19 protein-coding genes are annotated in these 19,598 nt (G+C 35.8%); 12 read left to right on the top strand and 7 right to left on the bottom strand.

What is annotated here, in order from left to right; translation table 11 throughout:
• Window positions 1-147: 147 nt before the first annotated feature.
• Window positions 148-1,314 (bottom strand): FecR family protein, encoded by a 1,167-nt coding sequence (locus FLACHUCJ7_RS05535; RefSeq protein WP_180908218.1) that lies wholly within the window; start codon window positions 1,312-1,314, stop codon window positions 148-150.
• Window positions 1,315-1,426: 112 nt separating this feature from the next.
• The gene (locus tag FLACHUCJ7_RS05530; protein WP_180908217.1) at window positions 1,427-1,969 is read right to left on the bottom strand and encodes an RNA polymerase sigma-70 factor; all 543 of its coding nucleotides are present in this window, start codon (window positions 1,967-1,969) and stop codon (window positions 1,427-1,429) included.
• Between the two features lie 324 nt (window positions 1,970-2,293).
• Between FLACHUCJ7_RS05530 and FLACHUCJ7_RS05525 the strand changes: the two genes are divergently transcribed.
• Window positions 2,294-2,476 (top strand): hypothetical protein, encoded by a 183-nt coding sequence (locus tag FLACHUCJ7_RS05525; RefSeq protein ID WP_180908216.1) that lies wholly within the window; start codon window positions 2,294-2,296, stop codon window positions 2,474-2,476.
• 106 nt (window positions 2,477-2,582) lie between these two features.
• Window positions 2,583-3,404, top strand: a complete 822-nt coding sequence (locus tag FLACHUCJ7_RS05520) for a hypothetical protein (protein WP_180908215.1) — start codon at window positions 2,583-2,585, stop codon at window positions 3,402-3,404.
• 211 nt (window positions 3,405-3,615) lie between these two features.
• Here FLACHUCJ7_RS05520 and FLACHUCJ7_RS05515 read toward each other — a convergent pair whose 3' ends face one another.
• Window positions 3,616-3,948, bottom strand: a complete 333-nt coding sequence (locus FLACHUCJ7_RS05515) for a winged helix-turn-helix transcriptional regulator (RefSeq protein ID WP_180908214.1) — start codon at window positions 3,946-3,948, stop codon at window positions 3,616-3,618.
• Between the two features lie 163 nt (window positions 3,949-4,111).
• Between FLACHUCJ7_RS05515 and FLACHUCJ7_RS05510 the strand changes: the two genes are divergently transcribed.
• The 3 genes from FLACHUCJ7_RS05510 (at window position 4,112) to FLACHUCJ7_RS05500 (ending at window position 6,058) form a co-directional block, all read left to right on the top strand.
• Window positions 4,112-5,008: an SDR family oxidoreductase gene (locus tag FLACHUCJ7_RS05510; RefSeq protein ID WP_180908213.1), complete on the top strand. Its 897-nt coding sequence runs from the start codon at window positions 4,112-4,114 to the stop codon at window positions 5,006-5,008.
• A gap of 15 nt (window positions 5,009-5,023) precedes the next feature.
• The gene (locus FLACHUCJ7_RS05505; protein WP_180908212.1) at window positions 5,024-5,413 is read left to right on the top strand and encodes a nuclear transport factor 2 family protein; all 390 of its coding nucleotides are present in this window, start codon (window positions 5,024-5,026) and stop codon (window positions 5,411-5,413) included.
• A 258-nt stretch (window positions 5,414-5,671) separates the two neighbouring features.
• Window positions 5,672-6,058, top strand: coding sequence for a nuclear transport factor 2 family protein (locus FLACHUCJ7_RS05500; protein WP_180908211.1), 387 nt, complete (start codon window positions 5,672-5,674; stop codon window positions 6,056-6,058).
• A gap of 210 nt (window positions 6,059-6,268) precedes the next feature.
• Here FLACHUCJ7_RS05500 and FLACHUCJ7_RS05495 read toward each other — a convergent pair whose 3' ends face one another.
• Together FLACHUCJ7_RS05495 and FLACHUCJ7_RS05490 are read right to left on the bottom strand one after the other, a co-directional pair.
• Window positions 6,269-7,099: a DUF4595 domain-containing protein gene (locus FLACHUCJ7_RS05495; RefSeq protein ID WP_180908210.1), complete on the bottom strand. Its 831-nt coding sequence runs from the start codon at window positions 7,097-7,099 to the stop codon at window positions 6,269-6,271.
• A 6-nt stretch (window positions 7,100-7,105) separates the two neighbouring features.
• Window positions 7,106-7,954, bottom strand: a complete 849-nt coding sequence (locus FLACHUCJ7_RS05490; RefSeq protein ID WP_180908209.1) for an MbnP family protein — start codon at window positions 7,952-7,954, stop codon at window positions 7,106-7,108.
• Window positions 7,955-8,301: 347 nt separating this feature from the next.
• Between FLACHUCJ7_RS05490 and FLACHUCJ7_RS05485 the strand changes: the two genes are divergently transcribed.
• The 4 genes from FLACHUCJ7_RS05485 to FLACHUCJ7_RS05470 all read left to right on the top strand — a co-directional run bounded on the left by FLACHUCJ7_RS05485 (window position 8,302) and on the right by FLACHUCJ7_RS05470 (window position 14,726).
• Window positions 8,302-9,336 (top strand): efflux RND transporter periplasmic adaptor subunit, encoded by a 1,035-nt coding sequence (locus FLACHUCJ7_RS05485; protein ID WP_180908208.1) that lies wholly within the window; start codon window positions 8,302-8,304, stop codon window positions 9,334-9,336.
• A 22-nt stretch (window positions 9,337-9,358) separates the two neighbouring features.
• The gene (locus FLACHUCJ7_RS05480; protein WP_180908207.1) at window positions 9,359-12,493 is read left to right on the top strand and encodes an efflux RND transporter permease subunit; all 3,135 of its coding nucleotides are present in this window, start codon (window positions 9,359-9,361) and stop codon (window positions 12,491-12,493) included.
• 74 nt (window positions 12,494-12,567) lie between these two features.
• Complete coding sequence (locus tag FLACHUCJ7_RS05475) at window positions 12,568-13,839, top strand: TolC family protein (protein WP_180908206.1); 1,272 nt, start codon at window positions 12,568-12,570, stop codon at window positions 13,837-13,839.
• Window positions 13,840-13,901: 62 nt separating this feature from the next.
• Complete coding sequence (locus FLACHUCJ7_RS05470; RefSeq protein WP_180908205.1) at window positions 13,902-14,726, top strand: universal stress protein; 825 nt, start codon at window positions 13,902-13,904, stop codon at window positions 14,724-14,726.
• Between the two features lie 253 nt (window positions 14,727-14,979).
• Here FLACHUCJ7_RS05470 and FLACHUCJ7_RS05465 read toward each other — a convergent pair whose 3' ends face one another.
• Window positions 14,980-16,287 (bottom strand): O-acetylhomoserine aminocarboxypropyltransferase/cysteine synthase family protein, encoded by a 1,308-nt coding sequence (locus tag FLACHUCJ7_RS05465; RefSeq protein ID WP_180908204.1) that lies wholly within the window; start codon window positions 16,285-16,287, stop codon window positions 14,980-14,982.
• Window positions 16,288-16,629: 342 nt separating this feature from the next.
• On the opposite strand from FLACHUCJ7_RS05465, the gene FLACHUCJ7_RS05460 reads away from it, so the two are divergent.
• A complete protein-coding gene (locus tag FLACHUCJ7_RS05460; RefSeq protein WP_180908203.1) occupies window positions 16,630-17,430 on the top strand; it encodes a phospholipase A in 801 nt (266 codons plus the stop codon).
• 45 nt (window positions 17,431-17,475) lie between these two features.
• Window positions 17,476-17,910, top strand: coding sequence for a hypothetical protein (locus FLACHUCJ7_RS05455; protein WP_180908202.1), 435 nt, complete (start codon window positions 17,476-17,478; stop codon window positions 17,908-17,910).
• A 78-nt stretch (window positions 17,911-17,988) separates the two neighbouring features.
• Here the strand turns inward: FLACHUCJ7_RS05455 and FLACHUCJ7_RS05450 are convergent, their stop codons facing one another.
• Window positions 17,989-18,876: a helix-turn-helix domain-containing protein gene (locus FLACHUCJ7_RS05450; protein WP_180908201.1), complete on the bottom strand. Its 888-nt coding sequence runs from the start codon at window positions 18,874-18,876 to the stop codon at window positions 17,989-17,991.
• 263 nt (window positions 18,877-19,139) lie between these two features.
• Between FLACHUCJ7_RS05450 and FLACHUCJ7_RS05445 the strand changes: the two genes are divergently transcribed.
• Window positions 19,140-19,517: a hypothetical protein gene (locus FLACHUCJ7_RS05445; RefSeq protein WP_230408796.1), complete on the top strand. Its 378-nt coding sequence runs from the start codon at window positions 19,140-19,142 to the stop codon at window positions 19,515-19,517.
• Window positions 19,518-19,598 lie beyond the last annotated feature (81 nt).

Below are 19,598 nucleotides of genomic sequence, written 5' to 3'. Positions count from 1 at the left end.
GTGTAAACGATTTCCTGGAAAGGAAAACATTGTTAGTAAACTTAATTTTCATAAATTTGAATGTTGGTTAGTTAAATTTTTTAATTAGGTGACATCATAGGAGGGATAAAGTACATTACTGTGAGAGGTCGTGACTTTATTCCCTTTTTATTTTATAATAATTTGTCTGTTTTTTATTTCATAGGCATTGATAAATTTGGTTGTTTTTATGGTTGTTAATATTTCTTTTAAATCCTGGTCTTTTCTCAAAACGCCATTAAATTTTACGTTTTCAAGTTTCGCATTTTCAAATGTTACATCGACATTGTACCAGCGGGATAATACTTTCATTATATCTTTAAGAGACATATTGTTAAAACTGAATAGTCCTTCTTTCCATGCAACAGAGCTGTAAACATCTGCTTTATAAATTTTTACTTGGTTATCAGTAAGATCAAAATTAGATTGCTCTTTAGGAATTAGCAGATGTTTTTGACCTGCAATATTTACGGTTACTTTTCCTTCTAGCAGTGTCGTGTAGATATTCTTTTCCTCATGATAAGCTTTGATATTAAATTGCGTTCCAATAACCTCTACAGTTTGTTTTTTGGTAAAAACTTCAAATTTTGAACCTTTGTGCGCAGTGCTTGGAGAAACCTCAAAATAGGCTTCTCCGTAAACTAATTCTACCTTTCTCACTTCGCCATCAATAAATGCAACGGGATATTTTAATTGAGATTCTGAATTCAGCCAGACCTTGGTTCCGTCAGCCAGTTGTATAAAAAACTGCCCTCCTCTGGGAATCGTTAAAAAATTGGATCCTATTGCTGTTGAGCCTGAATTACGTTTCGAATCGTATATAATATGTTCCCCGTTACTACTTACGTTGTTTGTGGTGTAATTAGTTCCTTTTTCTAAAGCTATTTTAGAACCATCTTCTAATGTTAATGTTGCTTTGCTGTTTCCTATTTCAATAGCAGCATTGACCACAACAGGATTTTTTGAGGAAGTTTCTTTATTGAAAAAAAACAAATAGGAAATCGAAAATAAAAAAAACAAAGAAGCCGCTGCCGCATACTTATACCACGATCTGTTGATTGAAATAACCGAAGGTTTATTCTCTTGTTTATTTGATTTTTCCAGAATGGCTTTCCATGCTCTATCTTTATTGATTAAAGAATAGTCGCTGATTTTTTGGACAATCTTTTGAAAATCGACAGATTTCACAAATGGATATTCCTCTTTGAATAATTTCAAACGTGACTTTTCTTCATCGTTTAAAATTTTCAATTTCTTTTTAATAATCAGTTTGGATATATTGAAAATATTTTTCATTCTATTAGTGCTTTTATATAGAACAACTAAGAAATGAAAAGGTACTATCGAAAAGTGATTTTTTTTTAATAAAAAGTGATTTTTTCGTTAAAACCACGTAAATACTTACAGATTATTGCGCAATCAGGAAATATAATAACGTTTCCAGATCCTTAAACTGACTTCTTAAAATAGCGTAAGATTGCGATTTTAAGGTTTTAACAGTTTGAAGTTTTATATTTAGCGCTTCGGCAATTTCAGTATTTTTAAGCCCGATAAGGCTCATCTTTATAATTTCTTTTTTACGGTCCGGAAGCAATTCAATGGCTTTATGAAGCTGTCTTACTATTTCTTCTTCCATAATTTGTTCTAAGAATAAACTATCGTCTTCCAGTGATTGTATAATGCCGGCTGTATATTTATCTTTTACTTTGCTGTGTTTAATGAAGTTAAAACATTTATTACGTGTTACTTTGTATAAATAAACTTTCAATGATATCTCATCAGGAAAAGCAAGTTCCTTTTCCCATAACTCAACAAAAATATCCTGAACTAAATCTTCACACTCATCCCTCAATGATAAAAACCGGCAGCCATACGAAACAAGGGATTCATAATAGGCGTCGAATATATTTTTTAAATCACTTTTAAGAAGTGCTGTTTGAGAAAATTCCAATAGAGAGAGATAACTTGTTTTTACAAAAATATATAGTTCTGATCACTAATAACAAAATTACATAATTAATTAATGCAAATTTTAGTACTAAAGTAATTGGATTATGAAAATAGTAGTCTTTATATAAATTTCGGCAATGCTCTTCCTTGATATTAAAATGATGCACATGGTTAGCTTGCTTTAAATGTATAAATAATTCTTGTCAGGTAATTTGGTTTTCTGTACTCCACACTCTGGACAAATAGACTTATCGTGCAGAATTTAGATTGGTGTTTTTTCTTTGTCTTACTTTTGAAATACGAAACTTATAAATGTCAAAAAAAAATGAAAACAAATCAGGTTAAACAAAAATCAATAGAGAATAGGTCGAATCAATTAAATCCCAATAACAGGGAATATCGTAACTCGCGTGAAAAAAATAATGCAAAAGTAAATGTGAAAAAAAACGAGCATTGCGATTGGGATCAGGATGCTTTTGGTGATGATTGGGAATTTAATCATAATTAAGTGCAAAATAGTTTCATGATTTATTTCAAACTTCTATCATCAGGCCTTGATATAATTTACTATTTTTAGATCTTCTTCTTTTTACAAGTTTTAGAAAACCATCTTTATGTTAAATAAATTCTCAGATAATTATTTTGAAAATTATAATAAGCTGTCCTTTGAAAAACAACAGGAAATGACAAATAATTTCTTTGTCATGTTCTATGGAGGTGAAAAAGAATTAATATCCCGATTTACTGAACTGAAACAACAATCAAAGTATGAAGAGGGAATTTTGAAAATTCTGAAAATTGAAACTAATTTAGATTTTTTCTCAAAAGTATTAGAAAGAATACAATTTAACAATATTACAGAAGTGATTAAAACTACCTCTAAGATGCATGAGGACACGGATGGATTATGTAACCTAATTACGGATCATGAGGGTTTTAAAAAGATGGTGGAGATATACAAACCATTGGCAATATATCATCTTAAGACTTTATTTGACATTGATTTAGAGAGTAAAACCAGAGAAGAAAGTAAAGAACTTACCAAAAAAATAGTTTATATGACTAAAGAATCTATCGCTAAAGAATTTGAATCTAACAAGAGAACTTTAACAAAATGGCTTGAAATTCATTTTGACGATAGATTTGTTAGAAAAGATAGAAAGATTACCATAAACGAGTACATAGAGATTTTTGAAGCGTTCTTTTTAAAGGCGGAGGAAAATCTGGATTTGAATAGGGATCAAGACAAATATTTTAAAAGATTGGAAAAAGGTGTCAATTTCAGTAAAAGTGATTTGGCCCTGTTATGTGATTCTGATTTGAAAACTCTAAAAGACAACCTAAAAAAAATACCATTTTACGCATCGGTAAATAAATTTCCGTATTCTACAAGTGAAAAATTAATAAATAGGATGGGGGTTGAATTGGGATTTTAATTTTAAATAGAATTGTTTCGATTTTTTTCCGACAGGCAGTAGCCGAATTCAATAATTTTTTCACCACAGGGTTTCAAAGTGACAAAGCCTGCAAATACTATTTTGCAGGCTTTTTTATGGATATGCATTGACTTCTTATCGATATTTCCTTAAGGGCTTTGATGTCATTACAATTAATTTTTCTTTATTATAAATCAATATAAAAAGTTCATCAAACTAAATTTTCAAGTCCGAATTGAGCCAGCTGATCAACGATGGGCAAAGTCTTCAATCCTAATTCAGTGAGCCGGTACTCCACTTTTGGAGGGATCTGGGGAAATACTTTTTTACTGACCAGTTTATTCTCAACAAGCATGTTCAATTCTTGGATGAGCATTTTTTCGCTAATGCCTGTAACGGCTCTTTTCAGTTCACCATATCGCACCGCTTTATCGTTGATTTGAAACAATATCATCAGTGTCCATTTACCGCTTAAAAGGGATAAAGAGGCTTTTACAGGACATCTTTCATCACAAGGAGAATTTATTTTTATTTTTTTTTCCATTGATATTCAATTATTCTAACCATTTGGTATGTACCCAACTAACAGGTAAGTACTTGTGCAAAAGTATGTATTTTTGTAATTTTGTACAAGTTTTATTCGAAAAAACAAAGAAATTCTATAAAAAAGACACTTTTTTTAAAATTAAATAAAAAAAATAAAAAATATGAAAATTTTAGTATTTGGAGCTACAGGCTCACAACAATTTAATGTAATAGGAGAAGCAAAGAAAAAAGGAGCAGAGGTAATCGCTGCGACCAGTTCAGAGAGAAGTTTTGAAAAATTAGCTCAGGCAGGTGCAACACCCGTACTGGCAAATTTGGATAGCGCAGCTAAAATGATGGAAATTACCAAAGGCGTTGATGCAATTGCTTTTATGATTCCGGTTTCATTGCCGAATCCATTTGATGGATTACAATATTCCAAAAATGTGATTGATGCTGCTAAAGCAAATGGTGTAAAGAAACTCGTTTGGAATACAAGTGGCTGGTTAGAAGCACAAAAAGTAGGTTCTCCGGTAGATGATGTCAAATTGGATGTTCTTGATTATTTAAAAAACAGCGGTTTGGATTATGTAATCATTCAGCCTACCATTTATATGGAAAATATGATGGGCCCTTTTTGCGCGCCATTTATAACAAATGAGAAAAAATTGGCTTACCCAACGCCTGAAACAATGCCAATTGGCTGGATTGCATCAAGAGATGTAAGTGCTTTTGTTGTTGAAGCGATTTACAACAATGATTTAAAAGCAGATTCATTTAAAATTAGCGGTTTAGATAATCTAAAAGGAAATGATACCGCAGCACAATTTTCTAAAGGTGTTGAGCAGCAAATCGTTTATTATCCACAAAAACCACAAGAATTTGGAGATATATTAAAACCATTTGTAGGAGAAGCAGGAGCGTCAAGTGTTGCAGCTTACTATGAAATGCTTCAAAACGCATCAGAATATCCTTCAAAATTTAATCCTAAAATGAACGAAATTTTGGAAGTACTTCCTGTTCAAATGACTTCGTTAGCACAATGGGCAAGCGAGAACAAATCTTATTTCATTAAATAAGTGAATTTATAATCTATGGGATCAAAAGAAATTGTAGCAGCCTATTTCGAGGCATTGGCAAATGGCGAAATTGAAAAAGCATTTTCCAACTTTACATCTCAAACCAAATGGTACCAGCCAGGAAATAATAAATTTTCTGGTTTAAAAAATAATCTTGGTGAAATTTTCCAAATGCTTGAGGGTATTATGACCGATACATCTGGTAATATGGTTGTGAAACCGAATGGAGCAATGCTGGAAAGCGGTGATTTGGTATCCGTTCCTGTTTGGTTTACAGCTAAAAAAGAAACGAAAACGATGGATTTGGGAGGGATGGATCTTTTTCAGGTCAAAGAAGGAAAGATTGTTCATGTTTGGACATTTTCAGATGACCAACAAATAGATGATGATTTCTTTGGAAAGTAGAGCCTGTAATATTTAAGCAGGATGATTAGTATTTAAACTAAATCGTTCCTGTTTTTAAACTTTACGTTTTAATAACGCTGTTTTCTTATCAAAGGGAGAAAATAGTAGATAAAATACATTATTTTTATATAACTCAACGTAAAAGTAAATAAAGAAATATTGAATAGTTATTATTTTCAATAATCCAATTCTTAAGTACTTTTTAGTGAAATTTTTCAATAAAAGTGACAATTAAATAACTTTAAAAACAATTAAATTATGACAGCAATAGAAGTAGTAACAGCTTATTCAGTAGCCCTTTCACAAGGAGACATTCCAACAGCATTTTCACATTTCAGTCCAGATGCAAAATGGCACCAGCCCGGTGATCATCAGTTTGCCGGAACAAAAACAGGTCTTGAATCCATTGGAAAAATGCTTGGTGATATGATGGGTGCAACGCAGGGTTCATTGGTTATAGAGCCTACAGGCACTTTGATGGCTAACGGAAATTTAGTTTCCTTCCCGGTTCATTTCAGTGGTAAAATTGGCGAGAAAACAGTTGACATGAATGGTGTCGATTTGTTTGAAGTTGTAAATGAAAAAATTATTCAGGTTTGGCTGTTTTCAGAAAACCAAGCTGCAGAAAATGAGTTTTGGGGTTAATCAAAACCTGTAATATTTAAACAAGGACGGTTGGCTTTTTAAGCTATTCCGTCCCGTTTTTTTTTTAATTTAATGCCATTCTATTATGAAAATTTCAAAGTCATTCGGAAACAAAAATCGTTCAGTAGTTTTTTTGAATCAATAAAATCATTATTACTGGAGTAACATAAAAAAAAAGAAGATCCTGTCGCAAATGCTATTTTTAGTCATTTACTTACATAAGTATTCAAAATTGTATTCTGTATAGTCAATTGATTCTTCTGAATTCTTTTCTACAACACCGATTGTTTGTTTGCTTTCATTTTTACGATAGGAAAATTCATAAGTATTAATGGATTTTATTTGATTTTTAGACAATTTCCCAAAATATCCTGATGATGTTAACACTCCCATTCCAATAGGATTATTGCTAGGAGTTGGAATGCGATGTAAGGAGTTTAAATGGTAGATTGGTGAAAGTGAAAATAAAAATAAATTTTGATACTCTTCTTCGAGATTATATGAAAATTTATATGTTTTATTTTCTCCATTCAAACCATCATGCATTTCTACTAAATTACCATTTAAGTAGGTAAGAGTGGCTTTTTTATTTCCTTCTTTAATTACAGTTAATTGTTTGTCTTGATTATATTCAAAATCCAAAATTACATAATCTTTTATTTCTGTATCTCCTCTAAAGGAATTCATTGCTTTTCTTACAAGATGCGTAATTTTTTTCTCAGCATCCAAGGTATAATAGTCTGTAACTATATTAGGTGCTGGATTAGAATATTTTACAATTATCTGATCATCATAATATTCGAATGAAATTTGAGTACTCCCCTCCGGTGCAATTATTACTCTGCCTTTAGCATCATAAACAAATTTCCTTACTACTTTATTACTTGATTTTTCTCCCATAAACCATTGGTCGGTATAGGACGTTATTTGGCAAACTGGTTCAGTTTTTTCTGGTTCAGCTTTTTTATCATCATTTGAGCAGCTCGTAATTAGAAAAGATACGCTTAATAGACAAAAAGTTATTTTATTGAAAATGTTCATTTTGGGTTATTTAATAGTGAAAAAAATATTTTTAAAATTATCTGAGATATTCTTCATCTCTTTGACTTGTTGGGCACCGACCGTAGGCTTTTCCCAATTATCAAATGAAGCAAGCAGTGTAAGAATATCACCTCTAAGAGAAATGACAGCATTTTTTCCTAGTTCGAAAGTAATCGTAGAAGCCAGATTAAGCCTAACTGTTCGATAACTATCATTAAGTCCGGTTTCCAGTTTGAGCACTTTGGTTGTGTTGTTCTCGACCATACCTTTTAGGCTGCTAAAGATATAGCTGGTGTGCCACATCCATGCAGTATTTGTCATTCCGTTCATAATTGATAATTCTCCGCCAGTAATACTTAAATTATCATTCTTCTCTTTGTCTACACCAATTCCAAATTCAATTGCTTTGTAAGTACCTTGTGGAATATTTGGCAGACTTATATTTTCTCTTTTCCGGGCTGCATAATTATATTGTCCCTCCTGAATGGCTATCGCACCTGTTTCTTCAATTAAATAATAGGAATTCGTAACGCTGTGCCAGGAACCATCTTCTTTTTGTAAGCGAATGTTGCTTACCCAATACCTGAAATTTTCAAATGTGTAATTCTTTCCATCGATACGATAGTTTTTCTGAAGTTGTAAATCTTCGGTACCGACCATATTATCGAAATTTACTTGGAATTTCCCTGATTCTCCTGTTACAGGTGCAGATACTTCATCTTTTTCACAAGAAGCCAGTAAAGCAATTGAGGTTAATGCTAAAATACTTTTTTTAAACATATTGATTGGTTTTATACCTTGATCTCTATTCGAAACAAGTTCATGTTTGTCTATACTGATATTCTTATTTTTCAAGTTTTGAATTCAATAGGTAGATTAAAATTGATTTGTTGCAAATTTAAATTTAAAAAAGCGCTAGTCTGTTTTGATTTTTGGTGCATTCATTTAGATAATCGTTACTATTTCTTTCAATATCAAAAGCTTTTCAGTATTTCTGAAGTTCTTTTATACTTTGAAGTTGTAATCAATAACCTTTAGACCTGACCATATCTGGGAATAGTTTTTTAGTAATTTTAAAAAAATGAGTTTTTGACCAATATGCGCAAGAAACAGACCTTTCATGCCTTAGCCATTCTATAGAGATTTGCAGCAATCAGTTGGATGAACCGATTGGGATTTAGTGATAATTAAAAGCAAATCATATGGTAATGTTAAAAAAGAATATTTTTTTTATTCTAAGTGTCATGTTATTAGGAGCGGGATGTGGTAAAACCAAACCAGATCAAAACAAAGCAGCCGAACCTGTAAAAGTTAATGTAAAAGAGATAATGGTTTCGCCTCAGTCTGAGGTTTTACAATACAGCGGTACTATTGAAGCAGATAATACAGTCTCGATAGGTTTTAGTGTACCAGGGAGGGTAAACGCTGTAATGGTGCAGGAAGGGCAGTATGTTGTAAAAGGACAACTATTAGCCACAATTGAGCAGAACTCTTATCAAAACAATCTTATTGTGGCGAATGCCGGCCTTGAACAAACTCAGGACAATTTCAACCGTTTCGACCAGCTGTACAAAAAAGGAAGTCTTCCGCAGCGTGATCATATCGCAGCAAAAACGAGTCTGGCACAAGCAAAAGCCAATAAAGAAACCGCATCTAAAAATTTACAAGACACCAAATTATATGCTTCTTTTTCCGGAATTATCACCCATAAACTAACCGAAACTGGAGCTACTGCTGCGCCTGGAATTCCTGCCTTTACGATTGTTAAAACAGATAAAGTTTATGCTGTTGCAGCTATTAATGAAAATGAAATCAGTTCATTAAAAATCGGCGCCAATGCAAAAATTACAATTCCTTCACTGGATAAAAATATTAACGGCAAAGTTACCATAATCAATCCCCAGGCCGATGATATGTCTAAAACTTATACTGTGAAAATAAGATTGGATAATCCAAATGGTGGGCTTCTGCCTGGAATGATTACCGATATCAGCATCAGCTCGGGCAGGACTCAGAATGCTGTAATCATTCCGGCACAGTCTCTTGTGAGGGATGCCGATAATATAAACTATGTATTTATTGCCAAAGCTAATAATACCGCATTCAAGAAGAGGGTAAATATCTCTAAAATGACAGGAACCAGTGATGTTATTGTGAATGATGGTTTACAGGCGGGCGATAAACTTATTGTAAACGGACAAACCAATTTAGAAGACGGGACACCTGTCAAATTTTAATCTCCTAAAATTATTTTAAAACATGACAAAGCGTAACATACACTTTTTGGAAGCCGCAATGAAACATAAACAGGTTGTCATTGTGCTTGTTGTCCTTTTGATGATTATGGGGATTAATTCTTTAGTGAATATGCCCCGAAGCGAAAATCCCCGAATTGACATGCCCACAGCCTTGGTTTATGCCATTTATCCGGGTGCCGACGAGCATCAGGTAGAAGAAGAAGTAGCAAAAAAAATAGAACAGTACTTGTTTTCATTTGAAGAAATCAAGAAGAAAAAAGTAAAGTCTGAGGTTCGTGAAGGACAGGTTTTTATAACAACAGAAATTTATACAACAGTACAAGACCGTAAAAAGTTCTGGCATACACTCCAGCTGGATATGGATGCCAATCTGCGCTCAAAACTTCCTCAGGGAGTTATCGGCCCGTTTATCAACAGTAATTTTGCAGATGTAACGGCGATGATTATCTCTGTATCGTCAAAGGAACGTTCGTACGCCGAGATAGAAAAATACCTCGATAAACTAGAAGACGGTCTCAAAGTGATCCCGATGGTTTCTAAAATCAATCGTTCAGGAGGACAAAGACAGCAGATCTATATTAAGATAGATGACAAAAGACTGCAGCAATACGGTTTAGATGCCGGCGCACTTATGGCAGTGCTGCAGCAGCAGAATATTACCGGTTACACAGGTGAAGTTTCTATGGGTTCCAATAATATTATTCCTGTATACACCAACAGCCGCTATAAGGATGAGAATGATATTGCCAGCCAGATTGTTTATACAACACCTTCGGGAACCATTGTACGATTGAAAGATGTTGCACAGATTGAAAGGCGTTTTGAAGAAAAATCCTCATTTGTGCGCGTAGGCGAAGAGAAAGCCATGGTATTATCTGTTGATATGCTTCCTGGAAATAATATCGTAGCATTTGGTGAAGAAGTAGAAGCAAAGATTGCCGCTATACAAAAAACCTTCCCGCCGGATGTGAAGATGAAAACCATTGTAAACCAGCCTAATGATGTCGAGCACAGCATCAGCCATTTCATGAAGGAATTTGGACTGGCTATTGTATCAGTACTTTTGGTGGTTATGCTGTTGCTGCCTTTCCGTATTGCCTTAGTGGCCTCTGCAGCAGCACCAATTTCGATGCTGATCACATTTGCTTTTATGAACATGATGGGGGTTGAACTGCATCAGGTAACATTGGCCGCGCTTATCATTGTACTGGGAATGGTAGTGGATAATGCCATAGTGGTAGTAGATAATTATATCGAAAAACTGGATGAAGGTGTAGAACCCTGGACAGGTGCATGGCAGGCTGCCAAACAGTTGATGGTTCCTATTTTTACTGCAACGCTGGCCATCATATTTGCATTTTTGCCACTGGCCATTTTCATGGACGGTATTGCCAAGGATTTTATGTTTTACCTGCCTGTAACAGTAGCCATTGCGCTGATTGTTTCCATGCTGGTTGCCCTGCTCTTTACTCCATATACCTGTTATGTATTTATTAAAAAGGGGTTAAAACACAAAGTAAGCGACAGGCCTTTAAAGAAAAATCTGCTGGATCATCTTCAGTCTGCTTTTGATAAAGGGGTAGAGGCCGCATTTCGAAATCCAAAAATCACTATTGGTTTGGGAGTACTTTCTATCCTAGCTGCTCTTTTTATAGCTACTAAAGTTGACTCAGAATTTTTTCCCTTAAGTGAAAGAAACCAGTTTAATATGGAAGTCTGGATGCCCAATGGGACATCATTGGAAAAAACAGTAGAAAAAGTAAAAGAGCTCGAACAAATCTTGAAAAAAGATCAGCGTGTGGTTGATGTGACGAGTTTTATCGGGATGAGTTCGCCCCGTTTCCATACTTCTTACGCTCCAGAAACGCCAAGAAAACATTTTGCACAGGTATTTATTACTACAACGGATAGTGATGCCACCAATGAAATGGCAAAAGAGTATTTAGAGAAGCTCAAAGGCTTTATGCAGGATGGCGCGGTGAAGATCAAACAGCTGAGCTTTCAGGAAGGGGCTCCGATTGATATTCGTGTGATAAGCGAAAATGAAGCGGATCAAAAAAGAACAGCATTACAAATAAAGAAAATTTTAGAAAAGGCGGAAGGTGTAAATTATGTTCGTCTGAGTAATGAATACGACTATATGGGGGTAAAACTCAATGTAGACAATGCCAAAGCCAATCGTCTGGGCATAAGCACTCAGGCAATCACGCAAACTTTAGGGGCGGGTTTAAAAGGCTATTCCATTTCAACATTGTGGGAAGGGGATAAAACAGTGGACATATTTCTTCGTTTTGATGAGAAGAGCAGAAAAGACCTTACTGCACTGGAAAACCTCCACATTTCAAGCCGATATGGAAAAAAAGTGCCGCTTAAAGCTGTTGCTACCCTCGATCCGCAGTGGCATACAGGAATGCTGCTCAGAAGAAACGGACTCAAAATGCTGAGCGTATATTCTGAAGCGCAGCTGGGCAGAAAACCGTCTCGAATTCTTCAGGATATCCAGCCTGAAATAGATGCTCTTAAACTACCGTCCGGAACTACGATACAATATGGGGGAGATGCAGAATCAAGCGGAGAGAATGCACCGCGTATGGGAGTGTCTCTGGGGGTAAGTCTTATTTTAATTTTCTTAACGCTGCTCTTTCAGTTTAAGAGTCTGGCAAAAGCACTAATTGTGCTTTGTACATTTTTACTGAGTCTTTTCGGTGCTTTTTTAGGACTTCTTGTAACAGGAAATCCTCTGGGAATGACCGGTTTTATGGGGATCATAAGTCTGATTGGTATTGTGGTGAGGAACGGAATTATACTGGTCGATTATGCCGATGAGCTTATTCGGGATCATGGTTACAAGCATAAGGCGGCGGCAATAGCAGCTGCAAAAAGAAGAATGAGACCGATTTTTCTTACTTCAGCAGCAGCAGCAGTGGGAGTAGTGCCTATGATTGTAGGAAAGTCACCTATGTGGGCGCCTCTGGGAAGCGTACTGGCCTTTGGCCTTATTTTCTCAATGATATTGACACTTTTTGTAGTTCCTGTGATGTATTATAAATTTTTAAAAAATCCAATTATCCATGATGAGGCGCCGGAAGATCAGCCTGATGGGGAAGATGATGTAATGTACAAACCGGCGCATTGATAAATAACAAATTTAAACTTCCTGTTGAGTCGGAATAAAAAGATTCGGCAGGAAAGTTTTAAAAATGAATAGACATGAAAAGAAAACACAATACAGCATTTTTATTAGTCTTGATGATGTTGATGTCAGGATATGTTCAGGCTCAGCAGCAATTATCATTGCAGGAGGTAAAAAGTAAGGCTTTAGAAAATAATAAAAAACTTAAAAAAGCACAAAGTAATATTAATGCCTCCATAGCGGCGAATGCGGCTGCAAAAGCGGCAGCAAAACCCACAATTGATGCAAGCGTTTTTGGATTGTATCTTTCGGATCCTTTTAAAACGTTACTTCCGGAATATAGTGCAAACGGTTCAGTGGCTTTAACGCAGGTTATATATGCAGGAAATAAAATTCAGACAGTAAAAAAAATGACAAGTTCTGCTGTTGAACTGCAGACTGCACAGAAAGAGCTGACAGAAGATGAGGTATTACTAAGTGCCGAAACAGCCTATTGGCAGGTTGTCAATTTAAAAGAAAAAGCAGCTCTGGCTGAGCAATACCTGAAACTATTAAATACATTGAAAAATGATCTTCAGAATTCTTTTGATGCAGGACTTATTTACAAAAATGATCTTCTGAAAGTTGAGGTGCAACACAATGAAGCGATGCTGAATTTAACAAGGGCAAATGACGGTCTTGCAATGGCGAAGTTAAACCTTACACAAATAACAGGGCTGTATAATGTTGATTTTGATATTAAAGAGGATTCTGCTGTAGAAGTAGCGCTCATAAGCCATTCAGATGTTAAAACAGCAATAAACAAACGTCCGGAAATTGGTATACTTAATAAGGCAGTCGAAATTCAGCAGTATCAGGGTAAATTATTAGAAGGAAACCAAAAGCCCACACTGGCAGTGAGCGCTAACGGTCTTGCATCCTATGGCAAAAAGATCAATTTTTCTAACGGTAATGATGATATGCAGGCCTTTGTAGGATTAGTGACCCTGTCGGTGCCTATACTCGATTGGGGAGGGAGGAAGCAAAAAGTTAAGGAGCAGGGGTTTCAAACGGAAGCCAGAAAATTTGAACTGGAAGAAACCAAAGAATTATTAAGCATCGAGATTCAAAATGCATGGCTCATGCTCAACCAGTCGGTTACACAAATTGATCTCAGCAAAAAATCACTGCAGCAGGCAGAAGAAAACCTGCGTCTGAATCAGGACCGTTTTGATGCAGGAACAGTTCTGGGAGAAGATGTTTTAGAAGCACAGGTGCTCTGGCAGAAAGCATACGCTGAGGTTATTGATGCTAAAGCCGGCTATAAAATTATGGAAGCTAAATACAAAAAAACAATTGGGGAGTATTAAATAGTACTTCAATTACCTGAGAAATAGAATACGATGAGTTTTTAAATTTAAAAATAAACACAATGACTTCACAGCTGACCATTATTGCCGCCACGAATTATTCTCAAACCGCATCAAATGCTGTTATCTATGCAGCCGGATTTGCAAAAGCAATAGGGGCAAAACTAGTTTTATTTAACGCTTTCTCACTAAGTGTGCATAGCGCCAATTCACTAATCAGTGCCAATGAAATGCAGAAAGAATTAGATAAAGCCAGTTCAAGACTGGATACTTTAAGCCGTGAAACAGCAGCCGTGTTCAAGATTGAAGTAAGTTCTTACTGCAGTTATTCTTTCTTGGAAGATGAACTTTTGTCTGTCATTGATGCAGCAGGTGCTGATCTAATAGTGATGGGAATGGCGGAGCATTCTTTTGAACAGGACTTATTGGGGAACTCCACCACATCGGTAATTAAGAATATAAATTTTCCTGTTTTGGCAGTGCCGAAAAATGCCCGTTTTCAAGGCCTGAAAAAAATACTGTATGCATGCGATGCATTAAGCTGGAGCACCATTAAAGAACTTGGCTGGCTTAAAGGACTCGTTGAAGGCTTTGGAATGGAAATCGAATTTTTTAATGTTAATCAGAGCATAGAGGAACTTAAAGAAGAGAACCAGATAGGATCAAATTCAGCAAAAGAATTTGAAGATGAAAAATACATTTATAAGACAGTGCATTCCAATGCCGTTATTGATGAGATAAAGAAAGAAATTATAAAGTATAATCCTGATGTTTTAGTGATGGTGCCTAAAAAATACGGCTTCTGGGATTCATTGGTTCATACAAGTAAAACCAGAATGATGGCAGCAGGATTGGAAATACCATTACTGGCGTTCTCTAATTATTAAAAATGTAAATCGTGTAATATTTAGATATACAAACTCTTTAAAATAATGAACAGAAAAAAACCTGCAATATTATTTTTGCAGGCTTTTTTTATTCAATTATTTTTTTATTTAAGTAATAAACACAGTATAATGCCGTGTTTTTAAATCATGTAATGTATTGGTTTAAAGCTGTTTATTTTAATATGATTCTTTTGACTTTAAAACTTTCGACTTACTTAAATCTCTTTGCAGGATTTCATGTAAAGCAAAGCTATTATTTTATTTTGTCAAAGGCCTGTTGTAAATCAGCTTTGATGTCATCAATATGCTCAATACCGACAGATAAGCGCAACAGTCCCACAAATACGCCCGCCGCTTTTTGCGCTTCTGCACTTAACTGCTGATGCGTGGTTGCCGCAGGGTGAATGATCAAAGATTTTGTATCTCCCACGTTTGCAAGATGGCTGATCAGTTCCAAACTGTCAATGAACGAATCCGCTTTTGTCACATCACCCTTTATTTGAAAAGAAAGAACGGCTCCGTATCCATTTTTAAAATATTTTTGGGCGTTGGCATAACTTGGAGAACTTTCAAGCCCCGGGTAATTTACTTTCTCGACCTGCGGATGTGCTTCTAACCATTTGGCAGTTTCTAAGGTATTATCAACATGGCGCTGCACACGAAGTGATAATGTTTCTAAACCCTGAATCAGTTGGAAAGAGTTGAATGGAGAGATAGCTGGTCCGAAATCACGAAGTCCTTCAACACGGGCACGAATAGCAAACTGAATATTACCAAAAGGGCTGTTGATTCCAAAGGCATCAGCGAAAACCATTCCATGATAGCCTTCTGAAGGTTCAGAAAATTGTTTAAATTTTCCATTTCCCCAGTTATAAGTGCCTCCGTCGACAATCACTCCGCCTATGCTGGTTCCATGGCCGCCGATCCATTTTGTTGCCGATTCTACTACAATTGCCGCACCGTGTTCCAAGGGTCTGAATAAATAACCGCCTGCTCCAAATGTATTGTCCACTATAAGGGGCAAATCGTATTTTTTAGCTACAGCTGCTATTTTATCAAAGTCCGGAATATCATAACTTGGGTTTCCTATTGTTTCCAGATACAATGCTTTTGTGTTTTCGTTGATAAGTGATTCAAAGCCTTCGGCTGAAGTTTCTTTTGTAAATTGAACTGTAATGCCGAGTCTTTTGAAGGATACTTTAAATTGGTTGTAAGTGCCCCCGTATATATTGCTGCTTGAAACAAAGTTGTCTCCGGATTCTAAAATATTGTTCAAGGCAATGAACTGTGCTGCCTGTCCCGAGGCAACAGCCAGTGCTGCAATACCTCCCTCTAATGCAGCGACACGTTTTTCGAAAACATCCGTAGTCGGATTTTGAAGCCGCGTATAGATATTTCCAAATTGTTTTAAGGCAAACAGGTTGGCGCCGTGTTCCGCATTTTCAAATACATAGGAACTTGTCTGGTAAATAGGTACAGCACGGGAACCCGTTGTCGGGTCAGCGACTTGTCCTGCATGCACCTGAAGTGTTTCAAATTTTAGATTTTTGGTTGTTGACATTGTTTATTATAATTAAATAGTTAGAAAATCTTTAAAGGAAAATAGAGAATAGGAATCCCGGCTGTACATCTTGATCAAAAGATGCACTTCTGTTAAAAGATTCTTTGTAAATGTAAACTGTCAAATTTATAAAATAAAATATTTTGAATTTTTTATTTAAGACAGAAGTAAAAAACGATATATATTTCCTCTTTAAGGTGGAACTGAGTTTAAACACACCTGATCATTTCATTGGTATAAGCTCCGATTGAAAAAAAACCAGAAACTGACTAATTTTGGCTTAAAAATGACCTTTTCCAGACAAGGTTACCGCAATAAATTTGCAGTAATGAATACCATTACATGAAACTAAATTTTTTACTGCTTTTTTTTACCGCATGGACTTATGGACAGATTCCCCTTGAAAGGGATTCGGTCCATGCTGTTATCACAAGGCTTCCCGCATTTTCGATATACAAGGATAATTATTTTGTAACCGGCGTTGATCTCAGCCAGACACCTACGAGAAACACTATGGACGCAAAATTTCAATTCAGTTTTAAACAGCGTTTATCCAATAAACCTTTAACGGGGTTTTATCCCTATTTAACCTATACCCAGAAATCATTCTGGAAAGTATATAAAGCATCAAGCCCATTTGAGGAAAGCAACTATAATCCCGGCCTTATGCTGTTAAAACCTGTATTTAGGGATGATAAGTTCTTTGGAGCACTAACCCTTGGAATTGAGCATGAATCCAATGGGCGTGACAGTATTTATTCACGAAGCCTGAATACTGTTTCAGTTGGGTTTACAAGGATATTTTCGCCAAGACTCATTCTGAGCCTTAAAGCATGGATCCCTTTTCTAATTGATAATAATCCCTCTCTGCCCAGATATATTGGCTATGGGGAAGGGCACTTGCAGTGGGCACTGGATAAAGACAGACTGTTTTTTGACATAACGGTAAGAAAAGGAGCAGACTGGGATTTTAAGGGTAGTGTTAATACAGCTGTGAGCTACCGGCTTACAAAAAATGCCAATCAGCTCATTACCCTGCAGTGGTGGCAGGGCTATAGCGAGAGCCTTATTGATTTTAAATCAGAGCGGGGAATGCTCAGGGTCGGTTTTATCATTAAACCAACATTTTACAGGTTTTATTAGCGATAAGAATGTTCAAAAATAAATGTAGTATTAAAAATTATTAAGATGAAGGTTGAAATATTAAAATATGGGATTTACGGGGCTGTTATAGCTGTTGTACTTTTTTGCCTCTTCAGCTGCAATGATGTAAAACAACAGCGCATTTTATATACCGCAGTAAAAGCAAAGGATACGGCATTTTTAGAGATCACAGCATATGAAAAGAGATTTTACGGCACCTATCAAGTGTATTACGTCAGCCGTTCTATGAAGGATTCGGGGGCCGTGGAAGGTGAGATATCTGGGGATACCCTGCGGGGTAAATTCAGATACATCAGCTATGGGGGAAGTAAGACGATAAGCCCTATCATTTTTCTTCGCAGCGGGAATAAACTAAAACAGGGACGAGGCGTTGTAGCAAGTTATATGGGGATCTCGTATTTCATGCCCGACAGCCCTATAGAATTTAATGATTCCTTTGTTTTCGACTCCGTCCGGTAATGCAAAATCAGAAATAGGAGAATAGAGGGATACTGTTGGTTAATTATAGTATGAAGCAGGTTTGTTTCAGCTGGTATCTTATGCCTTTCTCCTGTATTCTGATGGTGATAAACGGATATGTTTTTTAAAAAATTTACCAAAGAAAGACTGGTCGCTGAAATTCAGTTCATCAGATATCTGCGATACGTTTAATGCCGGATTGGAAAGCAGGATACAAGCCTCAGTAATAATGGCAGCATCTATGAGTTCTCCCGTTGTCTTACCCGATACCTCTTTAAGTATTTTAGAAAGATGTGCTGCAGTCAGGTTCAGGGCGTCAGAGTAGAACTGTACTTTTCTTTCTTTTTTGAAATTTTCCTCCAGGAGTTTTATAAATTTGGAAGTAAGTTCTTCCTTGCGGGTCATTTTAGTAACAATGGAAGCATACTTTTCGCTGTAAATGGCTGCAACCTGATACATTAATAAATTAAAACTGTGTATTAAAAGTTCCTTGCCATAAAACGTACTTACAGTAGTGTTCTTTTCGTACAGTAATTGAGTAAGCTGCACAAGGCTGTCTATTTCCGCTTGTTTTAATTTAAGGCTCAGTGCAGTTTTGGAAGCAAAAAACTCAAAGGCGTTTACATCAGTGCGGTTAAGGCTGTGGTTTAATGCAAAATTCATGGTGAAGCTAATTGCAATAAGGGACATGCTGCTTTCTATCTCCTTAATGTGAGTGACCGTATGAGGAGAAATAAGCACAATATCATGCGCCTGAATACTGTAATCAAGTAAATTAAATTGAATTCTCGAACTCCCGGACAGTATGATCATAATGGTATAGCTGTCTGAGCGGAATGGATAAGGAAAAGGGCTTTCGCTGATATCTTCCTTGCTCATATAGATATGAAGTCCTTCCGACTGAGGGGTGTCGCCCAATGCTTCAAGGATATCATTAATAGAATTTTTTTTAATGCTTTGTTTCAATGCCCTTTTTTTGTAAAGATAAAATTTTATTTGAATTTTCGCAGTTTACTAAGCGAGATCAGAAGCAGACCGTATCTCATTGATTCGAACCAGTATTGGTGATAATTTAATTTTGTTTTTTTACTTTATCTGGCTTTTGATTTACTTTCCCTAAAGGACGCCATTAGAGCCTGTAGTATATTTTTTGTTTAATAAAACAGGAACTTTCTTCAGAATAAAAACAAAATTAGTGTATTTTTGCATTTATAAACAAATTGACATTCTTGAAAAAGTATATTATCATATTACTTTGCGGTCTCATTTTTCTGCCTTCTCTGGGCAGTTTGTTTGTTTATGCCTCCTTCAAATTAAATCAGCAGGAAATTGCCAAAACCATCTGTGTACAGCGTAAACTTGTTTTTAACTCGTGTAACGGCCGATGTGAACTGCAGAAAAGCCTTAAGAAATATTCTGATAACGAAAAACAAATGCAGGACAGCCTAAAAGAAAAATTAGAGCTTGTCTATATCAGCATTTCATCTGAGGTAAACTTTACTTTCGAGGAGCCTGTAGAAGCACAGCAAAAGACTTTTGCTTTTTTAAACAGCAAACCTGTTGGAGTTTGCTCACTTACTTTCCGCCCACCCACCACTATTTTATAAATTTAAATTCCTTCTCAATTTCATTGGGATAATTTCTCATTGTGCTTTGCGCAGTGATTGGAGCATTCATGCTCTGAACTA

This window comes from Flavobacterium salmonis (assembly GCF_903819435.1).
GTDB classification, from domain to species: domain Bacteria; phylum Bacteroidota; class Bacteroidia; order Flavobacteriales; family Flavobacteriaceae; genus Flavobacterium; species Flavobacterium chungangense.
The sequence above is the reverse complement of the archived record's forward strand: the minus strand, read 5'-3'. Positions and strand labels throughout refer to the sequence as shown.